Raw genomic sequence first — 20,753 nt, forward strand, 5'->3', positions numbered from 1 at the left:
GATCGCGATTAGCCCGCGAAACGCAGGTCGGTGTCTTGGGCCTGGCGGATCGCGATTAGCCCGCGAAACGCAGGTCGGTGTCTTGGGCCTGGCGGATCGCGATTAGCCCGCGAAACGCAGGTCGGTGCCCTGGGCTGGGGCGGATCACGATTAGGGGGCTAAACGCAGGTCGGCGGATTTTTGGGTAGGTACACCTAGTCCCGCCCGGATTGTTTAGCCGCTCGTTGATCGCCACGCTCGGGTCCATGACGGTGACACGGCGTCGCAGCCGGCCCGGTGACCCCTTCCCCCGCGCCCTGGACCGGGCGATCACGGAAAGCGGCCTCGGCCTCGACCGGATCCGGCACCGGCTCGCCCTGGAGGGCGTCCGGGTCAGTGTCGCGACCCTGAGCTACTGGCGGACCGGAAGAAGCCGCCCCGAGCGGTGCGACTCCCTGAAGGCGGTCGCGCTGCTGGAGCGGCTTTTCGGACTTCCGCACGGTGCGTTGCTGAACCGGCTGGGCCCGCGTCGCCCCCGGGGACGGTGGGGCGACGCGGGAACCGGATCAGACGCCGGAGTTGGTGCGGATCCAGCTGCGGAAGTAGGGGACGTCCACGTAGATCGACGGCCCGGTCGCGCAGGTGCTGCTGTTGTTCCCGGCGCGGCTCGTCGCGCCGACCAGCTGCCAGACACCGTTGACCTGCTTGACCTGCGGGCCGCCCGAGTCGCCGTAGCAGGCACCCGAGTTGCCGTTGGGGTTGTTGGTGCAGATCTCGCTGGCACCGTTGATGCCGAGGCAGCGGCTGTCGGAGACGATCGAGGTGTTCAGCTCCTGGAGGTTGATCGGGGCGCCACAACCACCGCGGGTGGGGCAGGTCTGGCCCCAGCCGATGATCCGCGTCGCGGTGCCGACGGCCCCGGACGAAGCGGCGATCGTGACCGGCGCCTGCGACACCGCCGTCGAGAGACGCAGCAGCGCCAGGTCGGCGCTCGGGTGGGCGATACGCTGCGCCACGCGGGCGACGGTGCCGCCGCTGGTGCGGTTCGTGGTGCCGACGCGCACCTGGTACGGCGTGCCGCAGTGCGCCGCGGTGACCACCCAGGTCGAGCTGATCAGTGAGCCACCACACTGGTGGCCGCCGGAGCTCGACTGCTGGGACACCATGAACGAGTAGACCTGAGTCGCGTTGCCGCCGCCGACGATGTTCGGCTGGACGCCTCCGGTGGGCTCGGCCGCCGCCGCGACGCCGGAAAGCGAGAAGACGGCCGCGGCCGCCATGGCCAAGCCCATCAGTAGGGATCGTGCCTTCATCTGGGTTCTCCTTCGGTGTGGCCGGAAGATCCGGTGCCATGAACGCTAGGAATCGGGCACCCTGGCCAGAACCGTCGGAAGTATGTGGCGTTTAACCGTTTAGACCGTTCGGCCGGGGCGAGGCCGGGTGACCCGCCGTGGCGTGGCCTGAGAGAATCCGGGCGTGTCCGACGAACAGAAGCGCCCGCGCGTGCTCTCCGGGATCCAGCCGACCGCCGACTCGTTCCACCTCGGCAACTACCTGGGCGCGCTGCGGCAGTGGGTGCGGCTGCAGGACACCCACGACACCTTCTACATGGTCGTCGACCTGCACGCGATCACCGTCGAGCAGGATCCGAAGGTGCTGCGGGATCGCACGCGCCGCTCGGCCGCGCAGCTGCTCGCGCTCGGGGTCGATCCGGCCCGCAGCGCGCTGTTCGTCCAGAGCCAGGTGCCCGAGCACGCCCAGCTGGGCTGGGTGCTGGAGTGCCAGACCGGCTTCGGCGAAGCGAGCCGGATGACGCAGTTCAAGGACAAGGCCGCGAAGCAGGGCGCCGATCGCGCCAGCGTCGGCCTGTTCACGTACCCGGTCCTGCAGGCCGCCGACATCCTGCTGTACCAGGCGAACGAGGTCCCCGTCGGCGAGGACCAGCGGCAGCACCTGGAGCTGACGCGCAACCTCGCGCAGCGGTTCAACAACCGCTACGGCAAGACGTTCACCGTGCCGGAGCCGCATATCGTCAAGGACACGGCGAAGATCTACGACCTGCAGGACCCGACCGCGAAGATGAGCAAGTCCTCGTCGACCGGCAACGGCCTCATCGAACTGCTCGAAGACCCGAAGAAGTCGGCGAAGAAGGTGCGCTCGGCGGTCACGGACACCGGCCGCGAGATCGTCTTCGACACCGAGAACAAACCGGGCGTCTCGAACCTGCTGACGATCCTCTCGGCGCTGACGGGCCAGCCGGTCGCCGAACTCGAGAACTCGTACGAGGGCAAGGGTTACGGCGACCTGAAGAAGGGCGTCGCGGAGGCGTTCGTCGACTGGGTCACGCCGGTGCAGGAGCGCGTCCAGTCCTATCTGGACGACGTCGCCGAGCTCGACAAGGCCTTGGCGCTCGGTGCGGAACGGGCCAGGGAAGTCGCTTCGGTGACGTTGCGGAACGTCTACGAGAACATCGGGTTCCTTCCCCCGGCGGGCTGATTCGCGCTGCGATGTCGTCGCCGTGTGGTTAGCGTTTGACGGTGGCGAATGATGACGGCGCGAAGCCGGAACAGGACAAGCTGTTACCGCGCCTGAGGCGGAAGTACGGCTGGCTCGATCACCTCATCCGGGCGAACGACGCCTTCACCGAGCGCTACGGCAATCACTATGCCGCCGCCATCACCTACTTCAGCGTGCTTTCGGTGATCCCGATCCTGATGGTCGCCTTCGCGATCCTCAAGATCGTGCTCGCCGGCGACCAGGTGGTGACGAACCAGCTCGTCGACGGCATCAAGAAGTCGGTCCCGGAAGGGCTGAGCGATCTCGTCGGCAGCATCATCAAGGCGGCGCTCGACTCCGGCGGCGGGATCGGGGTGTTCGGCCTGCTGCTGGCGCTGTATTCGGGCGTCGGCTGGATGACGAACCTGCGTGACGCGCTGACCGCCCAGTGGGGCCAGGAAAAGCAGCAGTTGCCGTTGGTGTCGACGACGATCAAGGACCTGCTGTCCCTCGTCGGGCTCGGCGTCGCGCTGGTGGTCTCGTTCGGCCTCACCGCCGCGGGCAGCGGGGTCGGGCGGTTCCTGCTCGAACTGGTCGGTCTCGAGAACCAGGGCTGGGCCGTGTTCCTGTTGAAGGTCGCGACGATCGTGCTCGGCCTGCTCGCGAACACCCTGGTCTTCCTGTGGGTCATCGCGAGGCTGCCTCGTGAGCACGTCGCGCTGCGCAGCGCGATCAAGGGCGCGATCTTCGCCGCGGTCGGGTTCATCGTGCTCCAGCAGGCCGCGACCCTTTACCTCGGCAGTGTCACGAAATCACCGGCGTTCACGTTGTTCGGCCCGGTGATCGGCCTGCTCGTGTTCGCGAACCTCGTTTCGCGGTTCCTGCTGTTCGTCACCGCGTGGACGGCGACGGCGAAGGAGAACCTGAAGACGGTCATCGAGCCGCCTGCCCCGGTGCTGATCCACCCTCGGGTGACCGTTCAGCAGGGGCCGGGGCTCGGCGCCGTCGGCGGGGCTTTCGCGACCGGCGCGCTGCTGGGCTGGCTTGGCCGCCGCAAGTCCTGACGTTATTCGCCGGCCATGGCCTTCTTGCGCTGATGGCCGATGACGAACGACGCCACGATGATCAGGAAGACGACCAGCGTGATGATCCAGCCCGTCACGCCGAACGGGTCTTCGGCCGCGGCCGCGGCTCCGCTGTTCGACGCGCTGTCGGCGTTCGGCGCGGCGTTGGCCGGTTCCGCGGTCACCGTTTCCGGTGAACGGTATTCGATGCGCCCCACCGATTCGGCCTTGGACTCGCGCAGCGCGATACCGTAATCGAGGAGTTTCGCGGCTTGCTCGGTGACCCGGGTCGGGCGCTGCTCGGCGCGCAGCATCACGACTCCGACCCGGTGACCGTTCTGGACCGCGCTGCCGGCGTAGGTGTGGCGCGCGTCGTCGGTGAAGCCGGTCTTCCCGCCGGTGAACCCGGGATAGCTGCCGAGGAGCTTGTTGTCGTTGTAGATCGTGACGACCGGCTTTCCCGCGGTGGCCGGGACTTCGAAACTCTTGGTCTTGACCACCTTGGCGAATTCGGGGTTCTTCATCGCGTGGTGGAAGATCAGGCTCATGTCGTAGGCCGAGGTCGACATACCGGGGCCGTCGAGCCCGGACGGTGTCGCGGCCCGGGTGTCCGTGGCGCCGATACGGGTGGCCAGCGCGTTCATCTTCGCGAGCGTCGCGTCCAGGCCGCCGAGCACGGTGGAGAGCGCGTGCGCGGCGTCGTTGCCCGAGTGCATCAGCAGTCCGTGCAGCAGCTGGTCCACTGTGTACTGACCGCCCGCGGCGATGCCCATGCAGGTGCACTCCTGCTCGGCGTCCTCCTTGGTCGGCACGACGATCTTGGCGGGCGGGAGTTCGGTGACCACGACCAGGCCGAGCAGGACCTTGATCAGCGACGCCGGCCGCTGACGGGCGTGGGGATCCTTCGCCGCGATGACGTCACCGGTTTCGAGATCCTGCAGCACCCACGACGCGGAGGTGTTCCCCTCGGGCGGGTTCAGCGCGCGCTTCGGGAGCACGAGCCCGCATTCGGCCATCCGGTCGCCGCCCACCGGAACCGGCGGCACGGGCAGCGGCGCCGGAGCGGCCTCGCCGGGGCGCGGTTTCTCGGAGGTGTCGACGGGCGGGGGAGGCGTCACCTTGTTCGCGCACGGCTGTGCCTGGGCTGGTGGCTTCGGGGCGGCTGTGGCCACCGGCGTCACCGCGAGGGCGAGCACACCGGAAACGAGGACCAGGAGCGACCGGGAGATAGCGCTGTGCACCCGAGCAATGTAGCGTCGCCGGGCTCGCTGCATACTCAGGGGCATGCGCATTTCGCGAGGTACTTCGATGTTCCTGCTGGGTTTCGGCGTGTGGTCGTGGATCATCTGGATCACGTTCGCCAAGAACCTCTGGGACAGTGACCGCGCCTGGGCCGCGGACGGCTCGCCCACCGCCTACTTCATCGTGCACGCGGTGCTGACGGTCGTCTCGTTCGTGCTCGGCACCATCATCGGGCTCATCGGTCTGCGCACGCTTCGTGGCGCCAAGTCACGGGATGCGGAAAAGGCTGACGCCTGATCAGGTTTGTCGTCCTTTTGACGGTGGTGGCCGGGCTGCGGCTCCCATACGTTCACTCCACCGAATCATGGAGGTGGAATGTCCCGGATCAGACGCCTGCTCGTCCCCGCGCTCGTCGCGGCGGCGGCGGGAAGTGTGTTCGCGGCCCCGGCGGCGAGCGCCGCGCCCGCGCCCGAGTGCGACACCGCGAGCGCCCCGTTCAACTACGTGGTGCTCTACAACCCGCGTACGCCGGAGCGCAAGGTCGACAACGAGCTGCGCGCCAAGTGCGGCGAGAAGGTCGCGTACTACCCGGAGATCGGGGTCGCGGTGGCGACCTCGCGCAACGCCGACTTCCAGGCGAAGATCGGCGTCTTCCGCGCCTACTCGGGCGGCCGTGACGTCGCGTTCCCGCCGGCGGCCTCCACCCGTTCGACCCGCTCCGCCGTGGTCGACACCAAGGAGAACGAAGAGACCACCAGCGTCGCCGTCGAAGAGGACCTGTCGGCCCAGCAGTGGGACATGCGGGCGATCCAGGCTCCCGAGGCGAACAAGATCTCCGGTGGCAGCCGCTCGGTGACCGTCGGCGTGCTGGACTCGGGCATCGAGCCCACCCACCCCGCGCTGAAGGCGGCCCTTGACCCGAAGGTGTCGGCAGGCTGCAACAGCGGCGCGCCCGACACCACCCCCGCCGCCTGGGCACCCACGAACTCCGACCACGGCACGCACGTCGCCGGCACCATCGCGGGCAAGGACGCCGCGCGCGGCTTCACCGGTATCGCCCCCGGCGTCAGGCTGGCGTCGGTGAAGGTCGTGAACGACGACGGCCTGATCCTCCCCGAGGCCGCGGTGTGCGGCTTCATGTGGGCGGCGAAGCACCGCTTCCCGGTCACGAACAACAGCTACTACATCGACCCCGGCATGTTCTACTGCTCGAAGGAACCGGGCGACGCGGCCGCGTACGAGGCCGTCCGCCGTGCGGTGACCTACTCGACCGGCCGTGGCGTGCTGAACGTCGCCGCCGCCGGCAACAGCGGTTTCGACCCGGACGAGCAGACCACCGACCCGAACCGCCCCCACCCGGTCGACGAGAGCTGCGGCATCCTGCCCAAGGCCATCGACGGCGTCGTCAACGTCTCGGCCATCGGCTACGCGGGCACGAAGTCGTCGTACAGCAACTACGGTGATGACGTTTCGGTCACCGCCCCCGGTGGCGACCGCGCCCAGCTGCCGCCCACCGGCCAGGGCGTCGGCTGCCCGCTGTCGACCATCTTCAACGGCGGCTACGGGGCCAAGTGCGGCACCTCGATGGCGTCTCCGCACGTCGCCGGCGTCGCCGCGCTGCTGGCGTCCCGGTTCAAGCACGCTCCGCCCGCGGCGCTGAGGTGGCTGCTGGAGCACCAGGCGGACGCGGTTCCGTGCGGCACCGCGGCGCCGGTGTGTGAAGGTCCGGCGAAGGACAACTCGTACTACGGCCACGGCCGCGTCAACGCTCTGGACGCGGTGAAGTAGTTTCGCGCGATCTCCGGGGCCGGTCCACCATCGTGGATCGGCCCCGGTTTCGTTTTCCTGGCCCTTTCGACGGTGTCCTCGCTACGTTGTGAGCACCTTCGACAGTGGGGAGTTCACGATGTCGTTGTCCGGTCGGTTGGTTCCTGTGGTGGTGGGGCTGGCGATGCTCCCGCTCGTCAGCACGCCCACGGCGGTGGCGGCGCCGGTGGCGCCCTGTAGCGAGGAGCCGCGGGAGCTGCCCATCAACGAGTTCACCGACTATCGCGAGATGGTGCGGGAGCTCGGTCGACTCGAACGGGTGAGCCGAGGGCGGGTGGCGGTCAAGGAAGCCGGGCGGTCGAACCGCGGCCGGGTGATCCACCAGGCGACCGTCGGGACCGGCCCGAAGGTCTTCGTGGTCTCCAGCGAGATCCACGGGAACGAGAAGACCGGCACCGACGCGCTGCTCCGCATCCTCGACTACCTCGGCACGTCGGAGTCGCGGGACGCCGAGCGGCTGCGGAAGACCATCACCTTCGTCGCGGTGCCGAAACTGAACCCGGACGGCGCCGAACTCGACCGGCGCGGCAACGACCTGTCGTGGGCCGAGGTGCAACGGAAGTTCCCCCAGCTGAAGGACCGGCCGCCCGCTTGGAACTACCTCAGCGACGTCCTCCAAGGCGACGACTACCGCAAACGGCCGGGATTCGACGTCAACCGCGACTTCAATCCGGACCTGGCCTACGTCCCGCGCGCGGAGGACTTCCCCGGCGCGCCGGACCAGCCGGGATGGTTCATCACACCCGAGGCGCGGGCGCTGCGTTCGGTGTACCTGGAGCTGACCGCTTCGCGAGGGAAGGTGCCCGACGTCTACGTCGATCTGCACCATCAAGGCGCCTGCGTCCGGCAAGACGGCAGCAACCGGCTGCTCGACGTCGGCATCGACTACCCGCCGCTGCCCGACAAGTTCTTCGAGCCCGGCCAGAAATACGCGAAGTACCGCGATGTGTACACAAAGGACGAATCGCGGCAACTGGCGATCAGCGCGTTCAACGGGATGACGGCGCGCGGTTTCGTCGGGGCGCGGTATCCGCATGCCCCGGACCGGGATCTGCCGGGGCAGGCGCGGTGTTCGTTCGCGTTGAACGGGACGGGGACGGTGCTGTTCGAGGTGCGCGGGCAGACGCAGACGCTCGGGCAGCAGCACCGGGAGCGTTTCACTCGCGCTGTGATGGCGGGGCTGTACAACATGCTGCGGGACGTGAGCACGGGTGCCGTCGGGTACATCGACCCGGAGGCTTTCGACAGGCTGCCCGGCACTGCCGACGCTTCGCACCTCGCGCGCGTCCTCGAGTAGTTGCGTTCCGTGAAGGCCTCCTTGAGGGACCCAGAGTCCCTCAAGGAGGCCTTCACGGACATTCAAGCGGCACGGGAGACCAGGCTGACGGGTGGGCGCGGGCGGGCTGATGCGGCAAGACGCGCTGCTTCCAGCTCAGCCAGGACTCCGGCGGGATCGGACAGCAGTCGCGAGGGCAAAGTCTGGACGACGATGACCCCAGTGGTCGCGTAGCGCGTATTGCGCACGATGGTGCGCCGGTAGTCCTCGCGGGAGAAGTGGAAGTCGTACGAATCGATCTCCCATGCGAGCGCTATGTCGTCCCACCAGGCATCAGGGCGGCCGATATAGCCACCGCGACTGTCCCGGATTTCCGGATTCCAGTGACTCGGCTGAACCGTGAGGCTACGGCTCAGGATCTTGGCTCGTGCTTCTGCGACCGAATAGAGGTCCTTCCACTCGCCGAGAATCCTGCGGGGGATGGCAGTGCCTCGTTTGGAACCCGTGTTCAGCTCGCGGGCAAGGGCTTCGGGGGAACATCGGCCGCGTTGAATCGCCTCCACGAGTAAACGGCCGACTGGCTCGACCGTCCGCAGACGCCGGCACGTGTCCGTGGTCGCACGAACCAGCGGAGCCAAGGGAACACCTTCGCGGATTCGTGGTTCCGGCAGGCGATGGGTTCGCTCGACGGTCACGAATTCGGCGCTGCGGACTTTGTGTTCGTGTGGGATGAGTACGTGAACATCGTCGTCCGGAGGTAGCTCGCGAGGGCGAAGCCCGTGTCGGCGACAGGCCTCCGCTCCGGTCACGAGTGCGCGTGGGCCTGCATGCAGCAGTGCGCCGATCACCCGTTCTTCGGCTGTCGGGGTAGCCGAATGCAGGAGAACTATCCCCGGTAGCAGGCGTTGCCAGGGACCGCCGGGCAGGCATCTTCGGTAGATGACCTTGCTGCTCATGTCGAGTGATTCCAAGGTCGTGGCCTTGATGACGCCGTGACGGCTTCGTTGCTGGAGCAGTTCGGGATGCTCAGCCCACCTGCCACGTTTGTTCATGACCACAGCGTGAGCCCGCCTGAGCCGAGTCCACCAGGCGCACTTCGCCAACCTGTGGATAACCCAGGTCTTGTGGATAACTACCCCAGAAGTCCGTGAAGGCCTCCTTGAGGGACCCAGAGTCCCTCAAGGAGGCCTTCACGGACTTGCGCTGGCGCAAAGCGGGCCAGAAGCGTCAGACGCGCTTGAAGAGCAGGGCGCGCTTAACCTCCTGAATGGCCTTCGTGACCTGGATGCCGCGCGGGCAGGCATCGGTGCAGTTGAACGTCGTCCGGCAGCGCCAGACACCCTCGGAGTCGTTGAGGATGTCGAGCCGCTCTTCGGCGCCTTCGTCACGCGAGTCGAAGATGAACCGGTGCGCGTTGACGATCGCCGCCGGGCCGAAGTACGAGCCGTCGTTCCAGTACACCGGGCACGAGGACGTGCAGCAGGCGCACAGGATGCACTTGGTCGTGTCGTCGAACCGGTCGCGGTCGGCCTGCGACTGGATCCGCTCGCGCGTGGGCTCGTTCCCGTAGGCGATGAGGTACGGCTTCACGGCCTTGTACGCCTCGAAGAACGGGTCCATGTCGACGTAAAGGTCCTTGAGCGTCGTCAGGCCCTTGATCGGCGCGATGGTGATGGTCGTCTTCTTGCCGTCCTGCGACAGCAGGTCCTTCATCAGGACCTTGCACGCCAGCCGGTTGATTCCGTTGATCTGCATCGCGTCGGAACCGCAGACGCCGTGCGCGCACGAGCGCCGGAACGAGAACGTCCCGTCGATGTAGTCCTTCACGTAGAAGAGCAGGTTCAGCAGCCGGTCGGTGCGCTGCGCCGGGACGTCGTAGGACTCCCAGTGCGGCTCGGTGTCGACTTCGGGGTTGAACCGGAGGATCTTCAGCGTGACGGTGATCGGCGTGTGGTCGGAGGACACGGCCTCCGACTTCTCGGGGGTGGCCGTGGTCATCAGTACTTCCGCTCCATCGGTTCGTAGCGGGTGAAGGTCACCGGCTTGTAGTCCAGTCGGATATCGGCGGACAGCTCAGAACCCTGCTTGTAGGCCATGGTGTGCCGCATGAAGTTCGTGTCGTCGCGGTCCGGGTAGTCCTCGCGCGCGTGCCCGCCGCGGGATTCCTTGCGCGCCAGGGCGCCGACGACCAGGACCTCGGCGAGTTCGAGCAGGAAGCCCAGCTCGACGGCTTCGAGGACGTCGGTGTTGTACCGCTTCCCCTTGTCCGACACGGTGATCCGGCTGTACCGCTCCTTCAGCGCCTGCACGTCGGTCAGCGCCTGCTTGAGCGTGTCCTCCGTGCGGTACACCGAAGCGTGCGAGTCCATCGTCCGCTGCAGTTCGGTGCGGATGTCGGCGACGCGCTCGTCACCGTGCTCCGAGAGCAGCAGCGCGAGCTGGTCTTCCACCACGCGAGTCGGGTTCTCCGGCAGCTCGACGTGCTCGTGCGCCAGCGCGTACTCGGCGGCGGCGATGCCGGCGCGGCGGCCGAACACGTTGATGTCGAGCAGCGAGTTGGTGCCGAGCCGGTTCGAGCCGTGCACGGACACGCACGCCACCTCACCCGCGGCGTACAGGCCGGGGATGACGTTTTCGTTGTCCCGCAACGCCTCGCCGTGGATGTTGGTCGGGATGCCGCCCATCACGTAGTGGCAGGTCGGGAACACCGGCACCGGTTCGGTGACCGGGTCGACGCCGAGGTACGTCCGCGAGAACTCCATGATGTCCGGGAGTTTCGCGTTCAGCGTCTCTTCCGGGATATGCGTGACGTCGAGGACGACGTAGTCCTTGTTGGGCCCGCAACCCCGGCCCTGCAGCACTTCCTGCACCATCGACCGGGCGACGATGTCGCGCGGTGCGAGGTCCTTGATGGTGGGAGCGTAGCGCTCCATGAACCGCTCGCCGTCGGCGTTGCGGAGGATGCCGCCCTCGCCGCGCACGGCCTCGGAGATGAGGATGCCGAGCCCGGCCAGACCGGTCGGGTGGAACTGGAAGAACTCCATGTCCTCCAGCGGCAGGCCCTTGCGGAAGATGATGCCGAGGCCGTCACCGGTGAGGGTGTGCGCGTTCGACGTCGTCTTGAAGATCTTGCCCGCGCCGCCGGTGGCGAACACGATCGACTTCGCCTGGAAGACGTGCAGCTCACCGGTCGCCAGCTCGTAGGCGACGACGCCGGTGGCGGTCGGGTTGCCGTCCTCGTCCGGGGTCAGCACCAGGTCGAGCACGTAGAACTCGTTGAAGAACTCGGTGCCGTGCTTGACGCAGTTCTGGTACAGGGTCTGCAGGATCATGTGCCCGGTGCGGTCCGCGGCGTAGCAGGCGCGGCGCACCGCGGCCTTGCCGTGGTCACGGGTGTGCCCGCCGAAGCGGCGCTGGTCGATCTTGCCCTCGGGCGTCCGGTTGAACGGCAGGCCCATCTTCTCGAGATCGAGGACCGCGTCGATGGCTTCCTTCGCCATGATCTCGGCGGCGTCCTGGTCGACCAGGTAGTCGCCACCCTTGATCGTGTCGAAGGTGTGCCACTCCCAGTTGTCCTCTTCGACGTTCGCCAGCGCGGCGCACATGCCGCCCTGGGCGGCGCCGGTGTGCGAACGCGTCGGGTAGAGCTTGGTGAGGACCGCGGTGCGGGCACGCTGGCCGGATTCGATGGCCGCGCGCATCCCGGCGCCGCCGGCGCCGACGATCACCACGTCGTACTTGTGGAACTGCATGAGGACTCCGCTTACCTGTGGTGGGGCGTCAGTTGGCCGAGATGCCGGGATCGAAGGTGAAGATCACCATCGTGCCGACGGCGAGGATCAGCACCATCGAGACGTAGAGCACGATCTTCAGCCAGAACCGGGTGCTGTCCTTGCGGGCGTAGTCGTCGATGATCGTCCGGAGCCCGTTGCCGCCGTGGATCTCGGCGAGCCAGAGCATCGACAGGTCCCAGAACTGCCAGAACGGCGAGGCCCAGCGGCCGGCGACGAAGCCCCAGTTGATGCGGTGCACGCCACCGTCGAGGATGTTCATGATGAACAGGTGGCCGAGCACCAGCACGATCAGGGCGAGGCCCGAGATGCGCATGAACAGCCAGCTGTAGAGCTCGAAGTTGCTGCGGCGGGCGGCCGGGCGCTTCGGCGAACGCGGCTTGTCGAGTGCGAGAACTTCGGTCGCCATGGTCAGTGCCCCCCGAACATAACTTCGATGGTGCGCTTCAACATGAAGTAGGCACCGGGAATCATCACCACGACCCAGATGGCCAGGATCGTCCAGAGCATCGGCTTCTGGAACTTCGGCCCCTTCTCCCAGAAGTCGACCAGCATGACCCGGATGCCGTTGAGCGCGTGGAACAGCACCGCGCCGACGAGGCCGACCTCGAGCAGGTTGACTATCGGGGTCTTGTAGGTCTCGATGACCTCGTTGTACGTGTCGGGCGACACCCGCACGAGCGCGGTGTCGAGCACGTGCACGAAGAGGAAGAAGAAGGTGGCTACGCCGGTGATGCGATGCAGCACCCAGGACCACATGCCGGGGTCGCCCCGGTAGAAGGTCCCCTGTCGGCGTGAGGCACCCGCGGAGGCGCTCGCACCCGCCTCGGCGGCGGCGCTATGAGTAGCCGTGGTGGACATCGGTGAACGGCCTCCAACGTCATGGCTCGGGCCCGCTGACCGCTGGTTTCCGCGCCTGCCGCCGGGACGTCCACCTGGGACGGCTCCGGCGACGGTGCCGAGATCATGGTCATCGAGCGTGGATGAAAAGGATGCTAGACCCGCACCTCACGGTGGGCTCACCTCCGGGTTCCTCTGTGTGATGGACCAGACATCTCCGGCCCGCACGATCGGTGCTCACGGAAGGTGGCGGCGCTGGTCCCGGCGAACCCGATTTCCCACTCCGGGTGGTATCGGCCCGGCGGGCTTGGATACGCTTGCGAATCCGGGAGTGCGCGGGTGGGCGAATTCGGCTTGGGCCGGCGCCTCGTCACCCGAATGCCCTATGTCCGGCGCTTCCGGCCGCCGCTAGGGTCATTTCATGACGAAAAGGATTATATCCTTCCTGGGGGCCGTCTTCGTATCTCTGGGAATGGTCGTGTTCGGTTCGTCCGTGGCACACGCGGACGCGGTCTGTTACAACACGGGTATCGCCAGTGACGGTCACTCGGCCTGGACGACCTGCAACTACGTGAACGGCGCGCCCAAGTACTACTTCGTGATGACCGTTTGCAGTGCCGGTGGCTGCACGCGGCAAGGGTCCAATACCGTGCCCGTCGGTCAGCAGTCCGTTCTTCGCAGCAGTGGATACATCTCCGGCACGTTCACCATTATCGCCGTTCGTTGATCTGTTTCACCGGAAACATTCTCGTGAATAAATGAATTGAACAAAATGGGCGCGCGCCGGGCATGGGATGTCCGGCGCGCGCCTGAAACCATGTCCGCTCGTCGTTACGTTGTGTGATCACGTGGTCGCCGAAGTGAGCCGGATGTAAACGTTTGTGTCACGTAGCGTGCCTTTCCTATGGCCGCCAAGGGGCCGTTGGGTACCGTCTCTCGGTCAACCCGGCAACGTGGCCGGGTCGTTTCTTCGGACCATCCGCTGGATCAGCGGGGAGGGAGACACACGTTGCGTCGCATGCGTGGAACCGCGCTGGCCGCTGCCGCCATGGCCGGTGCTCTGGTACTGGCCGGATGCGCCAAGGATTCGGGTGCGGGGAACAACAGCAACAACACTGCTTCGGGGGATCAATCCTCCAGCTGCGTGACCGCGCCGAAGCCGCCCGCCGCGGCCGCCGCCTCGACCAGCAGCGCGCAGTCCGGTGAGAAGGTGGACGCCAGCAAGCTGAAGGTGGCGCTCGCGTTCGACGTGGGCGGCCGGGGCGACGCGTCCTTCAACGACTCGGCCGCGGCCGGCGTCGACAAGGCGAAGTCGGAAATGGGCCTCACCACCGTGAGCGAAAGCACGGCGAGCTCCAGCGAGGACGAGGCCGCCAAGTCGCAGCGCCTCGAGCAGCTGGCCGCCCAGGGCTTCACCGCGATCGTCGCGGTCGGGTTCGCCTACGCCAAGGCCGTCGGCCAGGTGGCGCCGAAGTACCCGAACACCCAGTTCGCGATCGTCGACGACGACTCCGTCAAGGCCCCGAACGTCACCTCACTCGTGTTCGCCGAGGAGCAGGGTTCGTTCCTGGCCGGTGTCGCCGCCGCCTACAAGTCGAAGAAGTGCCACGTGGGCTTCGTCGGTGGCGTCAACACGCCGCTGATCCAGAAGTTCGAGGCCGGCTTCCTCCAGGGCGTGAAGGCGGCTTCGAGCAAGGCCGTCATCGAGGACGAGTACCTCACCCCGGCCGGTGACATCTCCGGGTTCCAGGACCCGGCGAAGGGCAATGTGAAGGCCGCCGCCCAAATCGCCAAGGGCGCGGACGTGGTCTACCACGCCGCCGGCGCCTCCGGTAAGGGCGTGTTCGAGGCCGCGAAGTCGAACAACGCGCTCGCCATCGGCGTCGACTCCGACCAGTACAACCAGAAGACGGTCGAGGCGTCGAAGGACGTCATCATCACCTCGATGCTGAAGCGCGTCGACGTGGCGGTGTTCGACTACCTGCGCGCGCTGGCGAAGGGTGACCTGACGTCGCTGCCGAAGCGTTTCGACCTCAAGGTCGACGGCGTCGGCTACGCCACCTCCGGCGGCAAGATCGACGACATCAAGGACGTCCTCGACGGCTACAAGGCGCAGATCGTCTCCGGGGCGATCACCGTTTCCGACAAGCCGCAGAAGTAAGCTTCACACGGGGGCCCGAAGCACGCTTTCCCGCTGAGGGCCAATCGTGACCGCGGGGCTCGGGAGGGTGACCCACCCTTCCGAGCCCCCACCTGTTTACCCCCAGAACTGGATGGCTTTTCCATGAGCGCTCCCCAGGCCGAGGTCACCGACGCCCCCGACCGGGGCGGACCGGCCGTGCAGCTGACCGGGATCACGAAGCGGTTCCCCGGTGTCGTCGCCAACTCCGACGTCAACCTCACCGTCACCAAGGGCGAGGTGCACGCCGTCTGCGGCGAGAACGGCGCGGGCAAATCGACCCTGATGAAGATCCTCTACGGCATGCAGCAGCCGGACGAGGGCGACATCGCGATCAACGGCGAACCGGTGAAACTGCGCAATCCGCAGGACGCCATCAAGGCAGGCATCGGGATGGTGCACCAGCACTTCATGCTGGCCGACAACCTGACCGTGGGGGAGAACGTCTTCCTCGGCGCGGAGAACCTGCACGGCATCGGTCGCGCGGCGAGGGCGAAGCTGGCCGAGCTGGCCGAACGCGTCGGCCTGCGCGCCCGCCCGGACGCGTTGTTGGAAGAGCTCGGCGTCGCCGATCGCCAGCGCGTGGAGATCGTCAAGGTGCTCTACCGCGGTGCCCGGATCATCATCCTCGACGAGCCCACCGCGGTGCTCGTGCCGCAGGAGGTCGACGCGCTGTTCGAGACCGTGCGCGCCATGCGGAAGGACGGCTTCACCTTCATCTTCATCTCGCACAAGCTCGACGAGGTGCGCGCGATCGCCGACACGGTCACCGTGATCCGCCGCGGCACCACCGTCGGCACGGCCGACCCGAAGACGATCACCTCGCGCCAGCTGGCCGAGATGATGGTCGGTTCGGAGCTGCCCAGCCCGGAGACCCGCGAGTCCACCGTGACCGATCGGCCCGTCCTGCGCCTGGACGACGTCTGCCTGCGTGTCGAGGGTTCCGAGCGGAACGTCCTCGACCACATCTCCTTCACCGTGCACGCGGGCGAGGTGCTCGGGATCGCCGGCGTCGAGGGCAACGGCCAGACCGAACTCGTCGAGACGATCGTGGGCATGCGCAAGGGCGGCGGCCGGATCGAACTGACCGAGGTCGACGGCCAGGTCGTCGAACTGCACAAGATGGGGACGCTCGCCCGCCGCGAGGCCGGGATCGGTTACATCGCCGAAGACCGCACGCGGCACAGCCTCCTGCTCACGCAACCCTTGTGGGTCAACCGGATCCTCGGCTACCAGACCCGCGAGCCGGTCGCGAAAGGACAGTTGCTCGACATCGCCGGCGCGCGGGAGGACACCCGCCGCATCGTCGCGCAATACGACGTCCGCACGCCGGGCATCGACGTCCCCGCCGCCGCGCTTTCCGGTGGTAACCAGCAGAAGCTGATCGTGGGGCGCGAGCTTTCCGGCAACCCGGTGCTGCTGATCGCGTCGCATCCGACGCGCGGTGTCGACGTCGGCGCGCAGGCGCTGATCTGGGAACAGATCCGCCAGGCGCGCGCGGCCGGGCTGGCCGTGCTGCTGGTTTCGGCCGACCTCGACGAACTGATCGGGCTTTCCGACACCATCCAGGTCATGCTGCGCGGACGACTGGTCGGCGAGGCCGACCCCGCGACCGTGACCCCGCAGGAACTGGGCTCCGCGATGACGGGTGCTATCGAATCCGAAGAAGGTGCAGCGTGAGTAGTTGGCGTACGAGGCTGCTGCCGCCTCTGCTCGCGATCGTTTTCGCGGTCATCCTGACGGCCATCGCGCTGATCATCTCGGGTGCCGACCCGCTCCAGGCCTACGGCACGATGATCGGCCAGCTCTTCAAGGGCTCGACCGCCGTCGACACGGTGAACCTCGGATGCGTCTACTACCTGTCCGGGCTCGCGGTGGCCATCGGCTTCCAGATGAACCTCTTCAACATCGGTGTCGAGGGCCAGTACCGGTTCGCCGCCATCGTGACGGCCATCATCGGCGGGGCGCTGCAGCTGCCGCCGGTGATCCATGTGCTGGCGATCCTGGTCGTCGCGGTGGCCAGCGGCATGCTGTACGCGGCCATCCCGGCCGTGCTGAAGGTGACCCGAGGCGTTTCGGAGGTCATCTCGACGATCATGCTGAACGCGATCGTCGGCGGCATCGTGGCGTTCCTGGTCAACGCGGATCAGTTCGGTGTGCAGACCGGCAACAACATCGCCACCCGCGAGATCGCCGAGACCGGCCGGATCCCGGGGATCCCGATCCTTTCGGGTGAACTGTTCGGCTTCGTGTTCATCGCGGCGCTGATCGGCGCGGCCTACTGGTTCATGCTCAACCGGACCCGGTTCGGGTTCGAGCTGAAGGCTTCCGGTGAGTCGACCACGGCGGCCGCCGCCGGTGGCGTGAACGCCAAGAAGATGACGCTGATCGCGATGCTGCTGTCCGGCGGTGTCGCCGGTCTGGTCGCGATGCCGGAACTGCTCGGCCGCGACTTCACCTACGGCATCACTTCGACCCAGATGTACGGCTTCACCGGTATCGCGGTCGCCCTCCTCGGGCGCAACCACCCGGCCGGGATCGCGCTGGGAGCCCTGCTGTGGGCGTTCCTCGACCGGTCCGCGGTGTCGCTCGAGCAGATCAACGTGTCCAAAGAGATCGCCACGATCATGCAGGGCGTGATCGTGCTGTCGGTCGTCATCGCGTACGAGATCGTGCGCCGCGCGGACCTGGCCGCCGAACAGCGTCGCGTCGGTCGCGCGCTGGCAGGCAACGGCCGCAAGGGTTCGAGCGTTTCCGAGGGAGGTGCGGTGTGAGCACCGCCGACGTACTTTTCACCGCGGAGGCGGCATGACCACGGATGTCCTTTCGTCCAACACGGGCGGGACCACCATGCCGGTGAAGCCGCCGAAGCGCCGCATTCCCGGCTGGCTCAAGGGCGCCATCTGGGGGCTGCTGGCGGTCGGCGTGCTCGCGATCGCGTCGTACGCCACCGGCGTCAACACACTGACCTCGACCAACACCTCGCACACCGCGCTGCGGCTGGCGTTGCCGATCCTGCTCTGCGCGCTCGGCGGGCTCTGGGCCGAACGCGCGGGCGTGATCAACATCGGCCTCGAAGGCATGATGATCCTCGGCACCTGGGGTGCCGCCTGGGGCGCGTTCTACGGCGGCGTCTGGGCCGGCCTGCTCGCGGCGGTCGTGTTCGGCGCGCTCGGCGGTCTGCTGCACGCCGTCGCGACGGTGACCTTCAACGTCAACCACATCGTTTCCGGTGTGGCGATCAACCTGCTCGGTCTCGGGGTCGCGAAGTACCTGGCGAACCTGGTCTTCACCCCGCTTTCGGGGAACCCGCGTCAGTCGCCGCCGGTCCCGAAGTTCGACACCTACTCGGCGACGTTCCTCTCGGACTGGCTTTCGGATCTGGAGAAGATGCAGCGAGTCTTCATCTCCGACCTCGCCGGCATCCTCAACGGCCTGGTCACCGAGGTCGCCCCGCTGACGATGATCGCGATCGCGCTGGTCCCGATCAGCTACTTCGTGCTGTGGCGGACGCGGTTCGGCCTGCGGCTGCGGTCCTGCGGCGAGAACCCGGTCGCGGCCGAGTCCCTCGGCGTGAAGGTGTACCTGCACAAGTACGTCGCCATGATCATCTCCGGCGGGCTGGCCGGAATGGGTGGCGCGTCGCTCGTGCTGCTCGCCGGCGGTGCGGACTACCTGGAGAACCAGACCAACAACCGCGGGTACATCGGCCTCGCGGCGATGATCTTCGGCAACTGGCGGCCGGGCGGCCTGCTCGGCGGCGCGGCGCTGTTCGGTTACGCGGACGGCCTCCAGCTCGCCGGTGGCGGCACCGCGGTGCTCGCGCTGCTGTACGGCGCGGTGATCCTGCTGGCCGTGATCGTGGCGGTGCAGTTGTTCCGCCGTCAGTGGATCGCTTCCGCGCTCGGCGTCGTCGGCGCCGTTCTGCTGTACGCGATCTACTGGACCAACGACGACCTGCCCAGCGACCTCATCCCGTACACCGCGCACTTCGTGACGCTGATCGTGCTGGCGGTGGCTTCGCAGCGGCTGCGGCCGCCCAAGGCGATCGGCGCCACCTATCGGCGAGGTGAGGACTGACATGGCGGAGTACGACTGGGAGGCCTTGCGGGCGAAGGCCGTCGAGGCGGCGAAGTCGGCGTACGCGCCGTACTCGGGCCTGCACGTCGGCGTCGCCGGTGTGGTGGACGACGGCCGGATCGTCGTCGGCTGCAACGTCGAAAACGCTTCGTACGGCTTGGGAATGTGCGCGGAATGCACGATGGCGGGGCAGCTGCGGCTCACCGGTGGCGGCAAGCTCGTCGCCGTCGCCTGCCGCAGCGGCGCCGGTGATCTGCTGATGCCGTGCGGGCGTTGCCGTCAGATCCTGTTCGAGCACGGCGGTTCCGACTGCCTGGTGGACACCCCGAGCGGCATCCTGCCGATGTCCTCGGTGCTGCCGGACGCTTTCGGGCCGGACGACCTGCCATGAGCGCGTTCGCCGCTGTCGACGTCATCCGCGCTAAGCGGGACGGCGAACGGCTCACCGACCAGCAGATCGACTGGACGATCGACGCGTACACGCGCGGCGACCTCGCCGAGGAACAGATGGCCGCGCTCGCGATGGCCATTTTCCTGCGGGGGATGGATTCCGGCGAGATCGCGCGCTGGACCGGCGCGATGATCTCGTCGGGGGAGCGGCTCGACCTGAAGGTCAGCCGTCCGACGATCGACAAGCATTCGACCGGCGGCGTCGGCGACAAGATCACGCTCCCGCTGGCGCCGCTCGTCGCGGCGTGCGGGGCGGCCGTGCCGCAGCTGTCCGGGCGCGGGCTCGGGCACACCGGCGGGACGCTGGACAAATTGGAGTCGATTCCGGGCTGGCGTGCCTCTTTGTCGACATCGGAGATCATCCGGCAGCTCGACGAGGTCGGCGCGGTGGTCTGCGCGGCGACGTCCGGGCTGGCTCCCGCGGACAAGAAGCTGTACGCGCTGCGGGACGTGACTTCGACGGTGGAGTCGATCCCGCTGATCGCGAGTTCGATCATGAGCAAGAAGATCGCCGAGGGCTCGGCCGGGCTCGTTCTCGATGTGAAGACGGGTTCGGGCGCGTTCATGAAGACGCTTCCGCAGGCCCGTGAACTCGCGCGGACGCTGGTGGAGATCGGGACCGCGCACGGCGTCGCGACGACGGCGCTGATCACGGACATGAACGTGCCTCTGGGACGTGCCGTCGGCAACGCGATCGAGGTCGCGGAGTCGGTCGAGGTGCTGCGCGGCGGCGGCCCGGCCGACGTCGTCGAGCTGACCGTGGCTTTGGCGCGGGAGATGCTGGCGCTGGCGGGATTGTCCGATGTGGACCCGGCGGCGGTGTTGGCGTCTGGTCGGGCTTACGAGACTTGGTGCCGGATGATCGCCGCGCAGGGCGGGGATCCGGAGGCTGCTTTGCCGCGGCCTGAGCACGTCCACGTCGTCTCGGCGCCCGCTGATGGAGTGTTGGCGTCTCTGGACGCTTACTCGGTCGGCGTCGCCGCTTGGCGGCTCGGAGCCGGGCGGGCGCGCAAAGAAGATCCGGTGCAGGCCGCGGCCGGCGTGCTGTGCCTGGCGAAGCCGGGCGATGCCGTATCGGCCGGGCAGCCGTTGCTGGAGCTGCACACCGATACGCCGGACGCTGTTCCTTCGGCTCTCGCTGCGCTCGAAGACGCCTACGCGGTCAGCTCCGCTGGGCCTTCGGCTCTCGCTGCGCTCGAAGACGCCTACGCCGTCAGCTCCGCTGGGCCTTCGGCCTCCGCTTCGCTCGTCCTGGAGACCGTGCGGCCCTGACCTGCGTTTAGCCCCCTAATCGCGATCTGTGGTCGCGAGGTACATGAAGGCCCCCTTCCTTGCGCCTAGGTACAGGATGGGGGCCTTCATGTACCTAGGCTCGGCGCGGGCACTCTCGTGCGTCCCGACCTGCGTTTAGCGGGCTAATCGTGATCTGTGCGGGGGCGGGCGCTCGGGTGCCGCCCCTCGGCCCGGCGCGTTGCGAAAGCCACTTTCGCAACCTTCAACGTTGCGAAAGTGGCTTTCGCAACGTCAGG

Annotated in this window: 19 protein-coding genes; 12 read left to right on the plus strand and 7 right to left on the minus strand. The window is 67.4% G+C overall.

What is annotated here, in order from left to right:
* Positions 1 to 545 precede the first annotated feature (545 nt).
* Positions 546 to 1,292, minus strand: a complete 747-nt coding sequence (locus tag ACLJQ7_RS42495; RefSeq protein WP_192747925.1) for a S1 family peptidase — start codon at positions 1,290 to 1,292, stop codon at positions 546 to 548.
* Positions 1,293 to 1,455: 163 nt separating this feature from the next.
* On the opposite strand from ACLJQ7_RS42495, the gene trpS reads away from it, so the two are divergent.
* On the plus strand, positions 1,456 to 2,475 hold the full coding sequence (gene trpS, locus ACLJQ7_RS42500) for a tryptophan--tRNA ligase (RefSeq protein ID WP_410653856.1): 1,020 nt from the start codon (positions 1,456 to 1,458) through the stop codon (positions 2,473 to 2,475).
* A 35-nt stretch (positions 2,476 to 2,510) separates the two neighbouring features.
* Positions 2,511 to 3,539, plus strand: a complete 1,029-nt coding sequence (locus ACLJQ7_RS42505) for a YhjD/YihY/BrkB family envelope integrity protein (protein ID WP_410653857.1) — start codon at positions 2,511 to 2,513, stop codon at positions 3,537 to 3,539.
* Between the two features lie 2 nt (positions 3,540 to 3,541).
* Here the strand turns inward: ACLJQ7_RS42505 and ACLJQ7_RS42510 are convergent, their stop codons facing one another.
* On the minus strand, positions 3,542 to 4,780 hold the full coding sequence (locus ACLJQ7_RS42510) for a D-alanyl-D-alanine carboxypeptidase family protein (protein ID WP_410653858.1): 1,239 nt from the start codon (positions 4,778 to 4,780) through the stop codon (positions 3,542 to 3,544).
* Positions 4,781 to 4,823: 43 nt separating this feature from the next.
* Between ACLJQ7_RS42510 and ACLJQ7_RS42515 the strand changes: the two genes are divergently transcribed.
* The 3 genes from ACLJQ7_RS42515 to ACLJQ7_RS42525 all read left to right on the plus strand — a co-directional run bounded on the left by ACLJQ7_RS42515 (position 4,824) and on the right by ACLJQ7_RS42525 (position 7,905).
* Positions 4,824 to 5,078, plus strand: coding sequence for an SCO4848 family membrane protein (locus ACLJQ7_RS42515; protein WP_026467335.1), 255 nt, complete (start codon positions 4,824 to 4,826; stop codon positions 5,076 to 5,078).
* A 78-nt stretch (positions 5,079 to 5,156) separates the two neighbouring features.
* Positions 5,157 to 6,569, plus strand: a complete 1,413-nt coding sequence (locus ACLJQ7_RS42520) for a S8 family peptidase (RefSeq protein ID WP_410653859.1) — start codon at positions 5,157 to 5,159, stop codon at positions 6,567 to 6,569.
* A 118-nt stretch (positions 6,570 to 6,687) separates the two neighbouring features.
* Positions 6,688 to 7,905 (plus strand): M14 family zinc carboxypeptidase, encoded by a 1,218-nt coding sequence (locus tag ACLJQ7_RS42525; RefSeq protein ID WP_410653860.1) that lies wholly within the window; start codon positions 6,688 to 6,690, stop codon positions 7,903 to 7,905.
* 62 nt (positions 7,906 to 7,967) lie between these two features.
* Here ACLJQ7_RS42525 and ACLJQ7_RS42530 read toward each other — a convergent pair whose 3' ends face one another.
* The 5 genes from ACLJQ7_RS42530 to sdhC all read right to left on the minus strand — a co-directional run bounded on the left by ACLJQ7_RS42530 (position 7,968) and on the right by sdhC (position 12,536).
* Complete coding sequence (locus ACLJQ7_RS42530) at positions 7,968 to 8,936, minus strand: hypothetical protein (RefSeq protein ID WP_410653861.1); 969 nt, start codon at positions 8,934 to 8,936, stop codon at positions 7,968 to 7,970.
* A gap of 175 nt (positions 8,937 to 9,111) precedes the next feature.
* On the minus strand, positions 9,112 to 9,882 hold the full coding sequence (locus tag ACLJQ7_RS42535) for a succinate dehydrogenase iron-sulfur subunit (protein ID WP_125680091.1): 771 nt from the start codon (positions 9,880 to 9,882) through the stop codon (positions 9,112 to 9,114).
* Complete coding sequence (gene sdhA / locus ACLJQ7_RS42540) at positions 9,882 to 11,636, minus strand: succinate dehydrogenase flavoprotein subunit (RefSeq protein WP_410653862.1); 1,755 nt, start codon at positions 11,634 to 11,636, stop codon at positions 9,882 to 9,884. Before sdhA ends, ACLJQ7_RS42535 begins: the two co-directional genes overlap by 1 nt.
* A gap of 28 nt (positions 11,637 to 11,664) precedes the next feature.
* A complete protein-coding gene (locus tag ACLJQ7_RS42545; RefSeq protein WP_034304594.1) occupies positions 11,665 to 12,084 on the minus strand; it encodes a succinate dehydrogenase hydrophobic membrane anchor subunit in 420 nt (139 codons plus the stop codon).
* Positions 12,085 to 12,086: 2 nt separating this feature from the next.
* Positions 12,087 to 12,536: a succinate dehydrogenase, cytochrome b556 subunit gene (gene sdhC / locus ACLJQ7_RS42550; protein WP_410653863.1), complete on the minus strand. Its 450-nt coding sequence runs from the start codon at positions 12,534 to 12,536 to the stop codon at positions 12,087 to 12,089.
* 400 nt (positions 12,537 to 12,936) lie between these two features.
* Between sdhC and ACLJQ7_RS42555 the strand changes: the two genes are divergently transcribed.
* The 7 genes from ACLJQ7_RS42555 to ACLJQ7_RS42585 all read left to right on the plus strand — a co-directional run bounded on the left by ACLJQ7_RS42555 (position 12,937) and on the right by ACLJQ7_RS42585 (position 20,496).
* A complete protein-coding gene (locus ACLJQ7_RS42555) occupies positions 12,937 to 13,242 on the plus strand; it encodes a hypothetical protein (protein ID WP_410653864.1) in 306 nt (101 codons plus the stop codon).
* A 291-nt stretch (positions 13,243 to 13,533) separates the two neighbouring features.
* Positions 13,534 to 14,676, plus strand: a complete 1,143-nt coding sequence (locus ACLJQ7_RS42560; protein ID WP_410653865.1) for a BMP family lipoprotein — start codon at positions 13,534 to 13,536, stop codon at positions 14,674 to 14,676.
* A 123-nt stretch (positions 14,677 to 14,799) separates the two neighbouring features.
* The gene (locus tag ACLJQ7_RS42565; protein WP_410653866.1) at positions 14,800 to 16,374 is read left to right on the plus strand and encodes an ABC transporter ATP-binding protein; all 1,575 of its coding nucleotides are present in this window, start codon (positions 14,800 to 14,802) and stop codon (positions 16,372 to 16,374) included.
* Positions 16,371 to 17,468, plus strand: a complete 1,098-nt coding sequence (locus ACLJQ7_RS42570; protein ID WP_410653867.1) for an ABC transporter permease — start codon at positions 16,371 to 16,373, stop codon at positions 17,466 to 17,468. Before ACLJQ7_RS42565 ends, ACLJQ7_RS42570 begins: the two co-directional genes overlap by 4 nt.
* Before the next feature lie 76 nt (positions 17,469 to 17,544).
* Positions 17,545 to 18,774: an ABC transporter permease gene (locus tag ACLJQ7_RS42575; RefSeq protein WP_410653870.1), complete on the plus strand. Its 1,230-nt coding sequence runs from the start codon at positions 17,545 to 17,547 to the stop codon at positions 18,772 to 18,774.
* A 1-nt stretch (position 18,775) separates the two neighbouring features.
* Positions 18,776 to 19,165 (plus strand): cytidine deaminase, encoded by a 390-nt coding sequence (locus ACLJQ7_RS42580; RefSeq protein ID WP_410653868.1) that lies wholly within the window; start codon positions 18,776 to 18,778, stop codon positions 19,163 to 19,165.
* Positions 19,162 to 20,496 carry a thymidine phosphorylase gene (locus ACLJQ7_RS42585; RefSeq protein ID WP_410653869.1) on the plus strand — a complete coding sequence of 445 codons (1,335 nt, stop codon included), beginning with the start codon at positions 19,162 to 19,164 and terminating at the stop codon, positions 20,494 to 20,496. Before ACLJQ7_RS42580 ends, ACLJQ7_RS42585 begins: the two co-directional genes overlap by 4 nt.
* Positions 20,497 to 20,753: the final 257 nt, after the last annotated feature.

Source organism: Amycolatopsis sp. cmx-4-54 (genome assembly GCF_046548895.1).
Lineage (GTDB): Bacteria > Actinomycetota > Actinomycetes > Mycobacteriales > Pseudonocardiaceae > Amycolatopsis.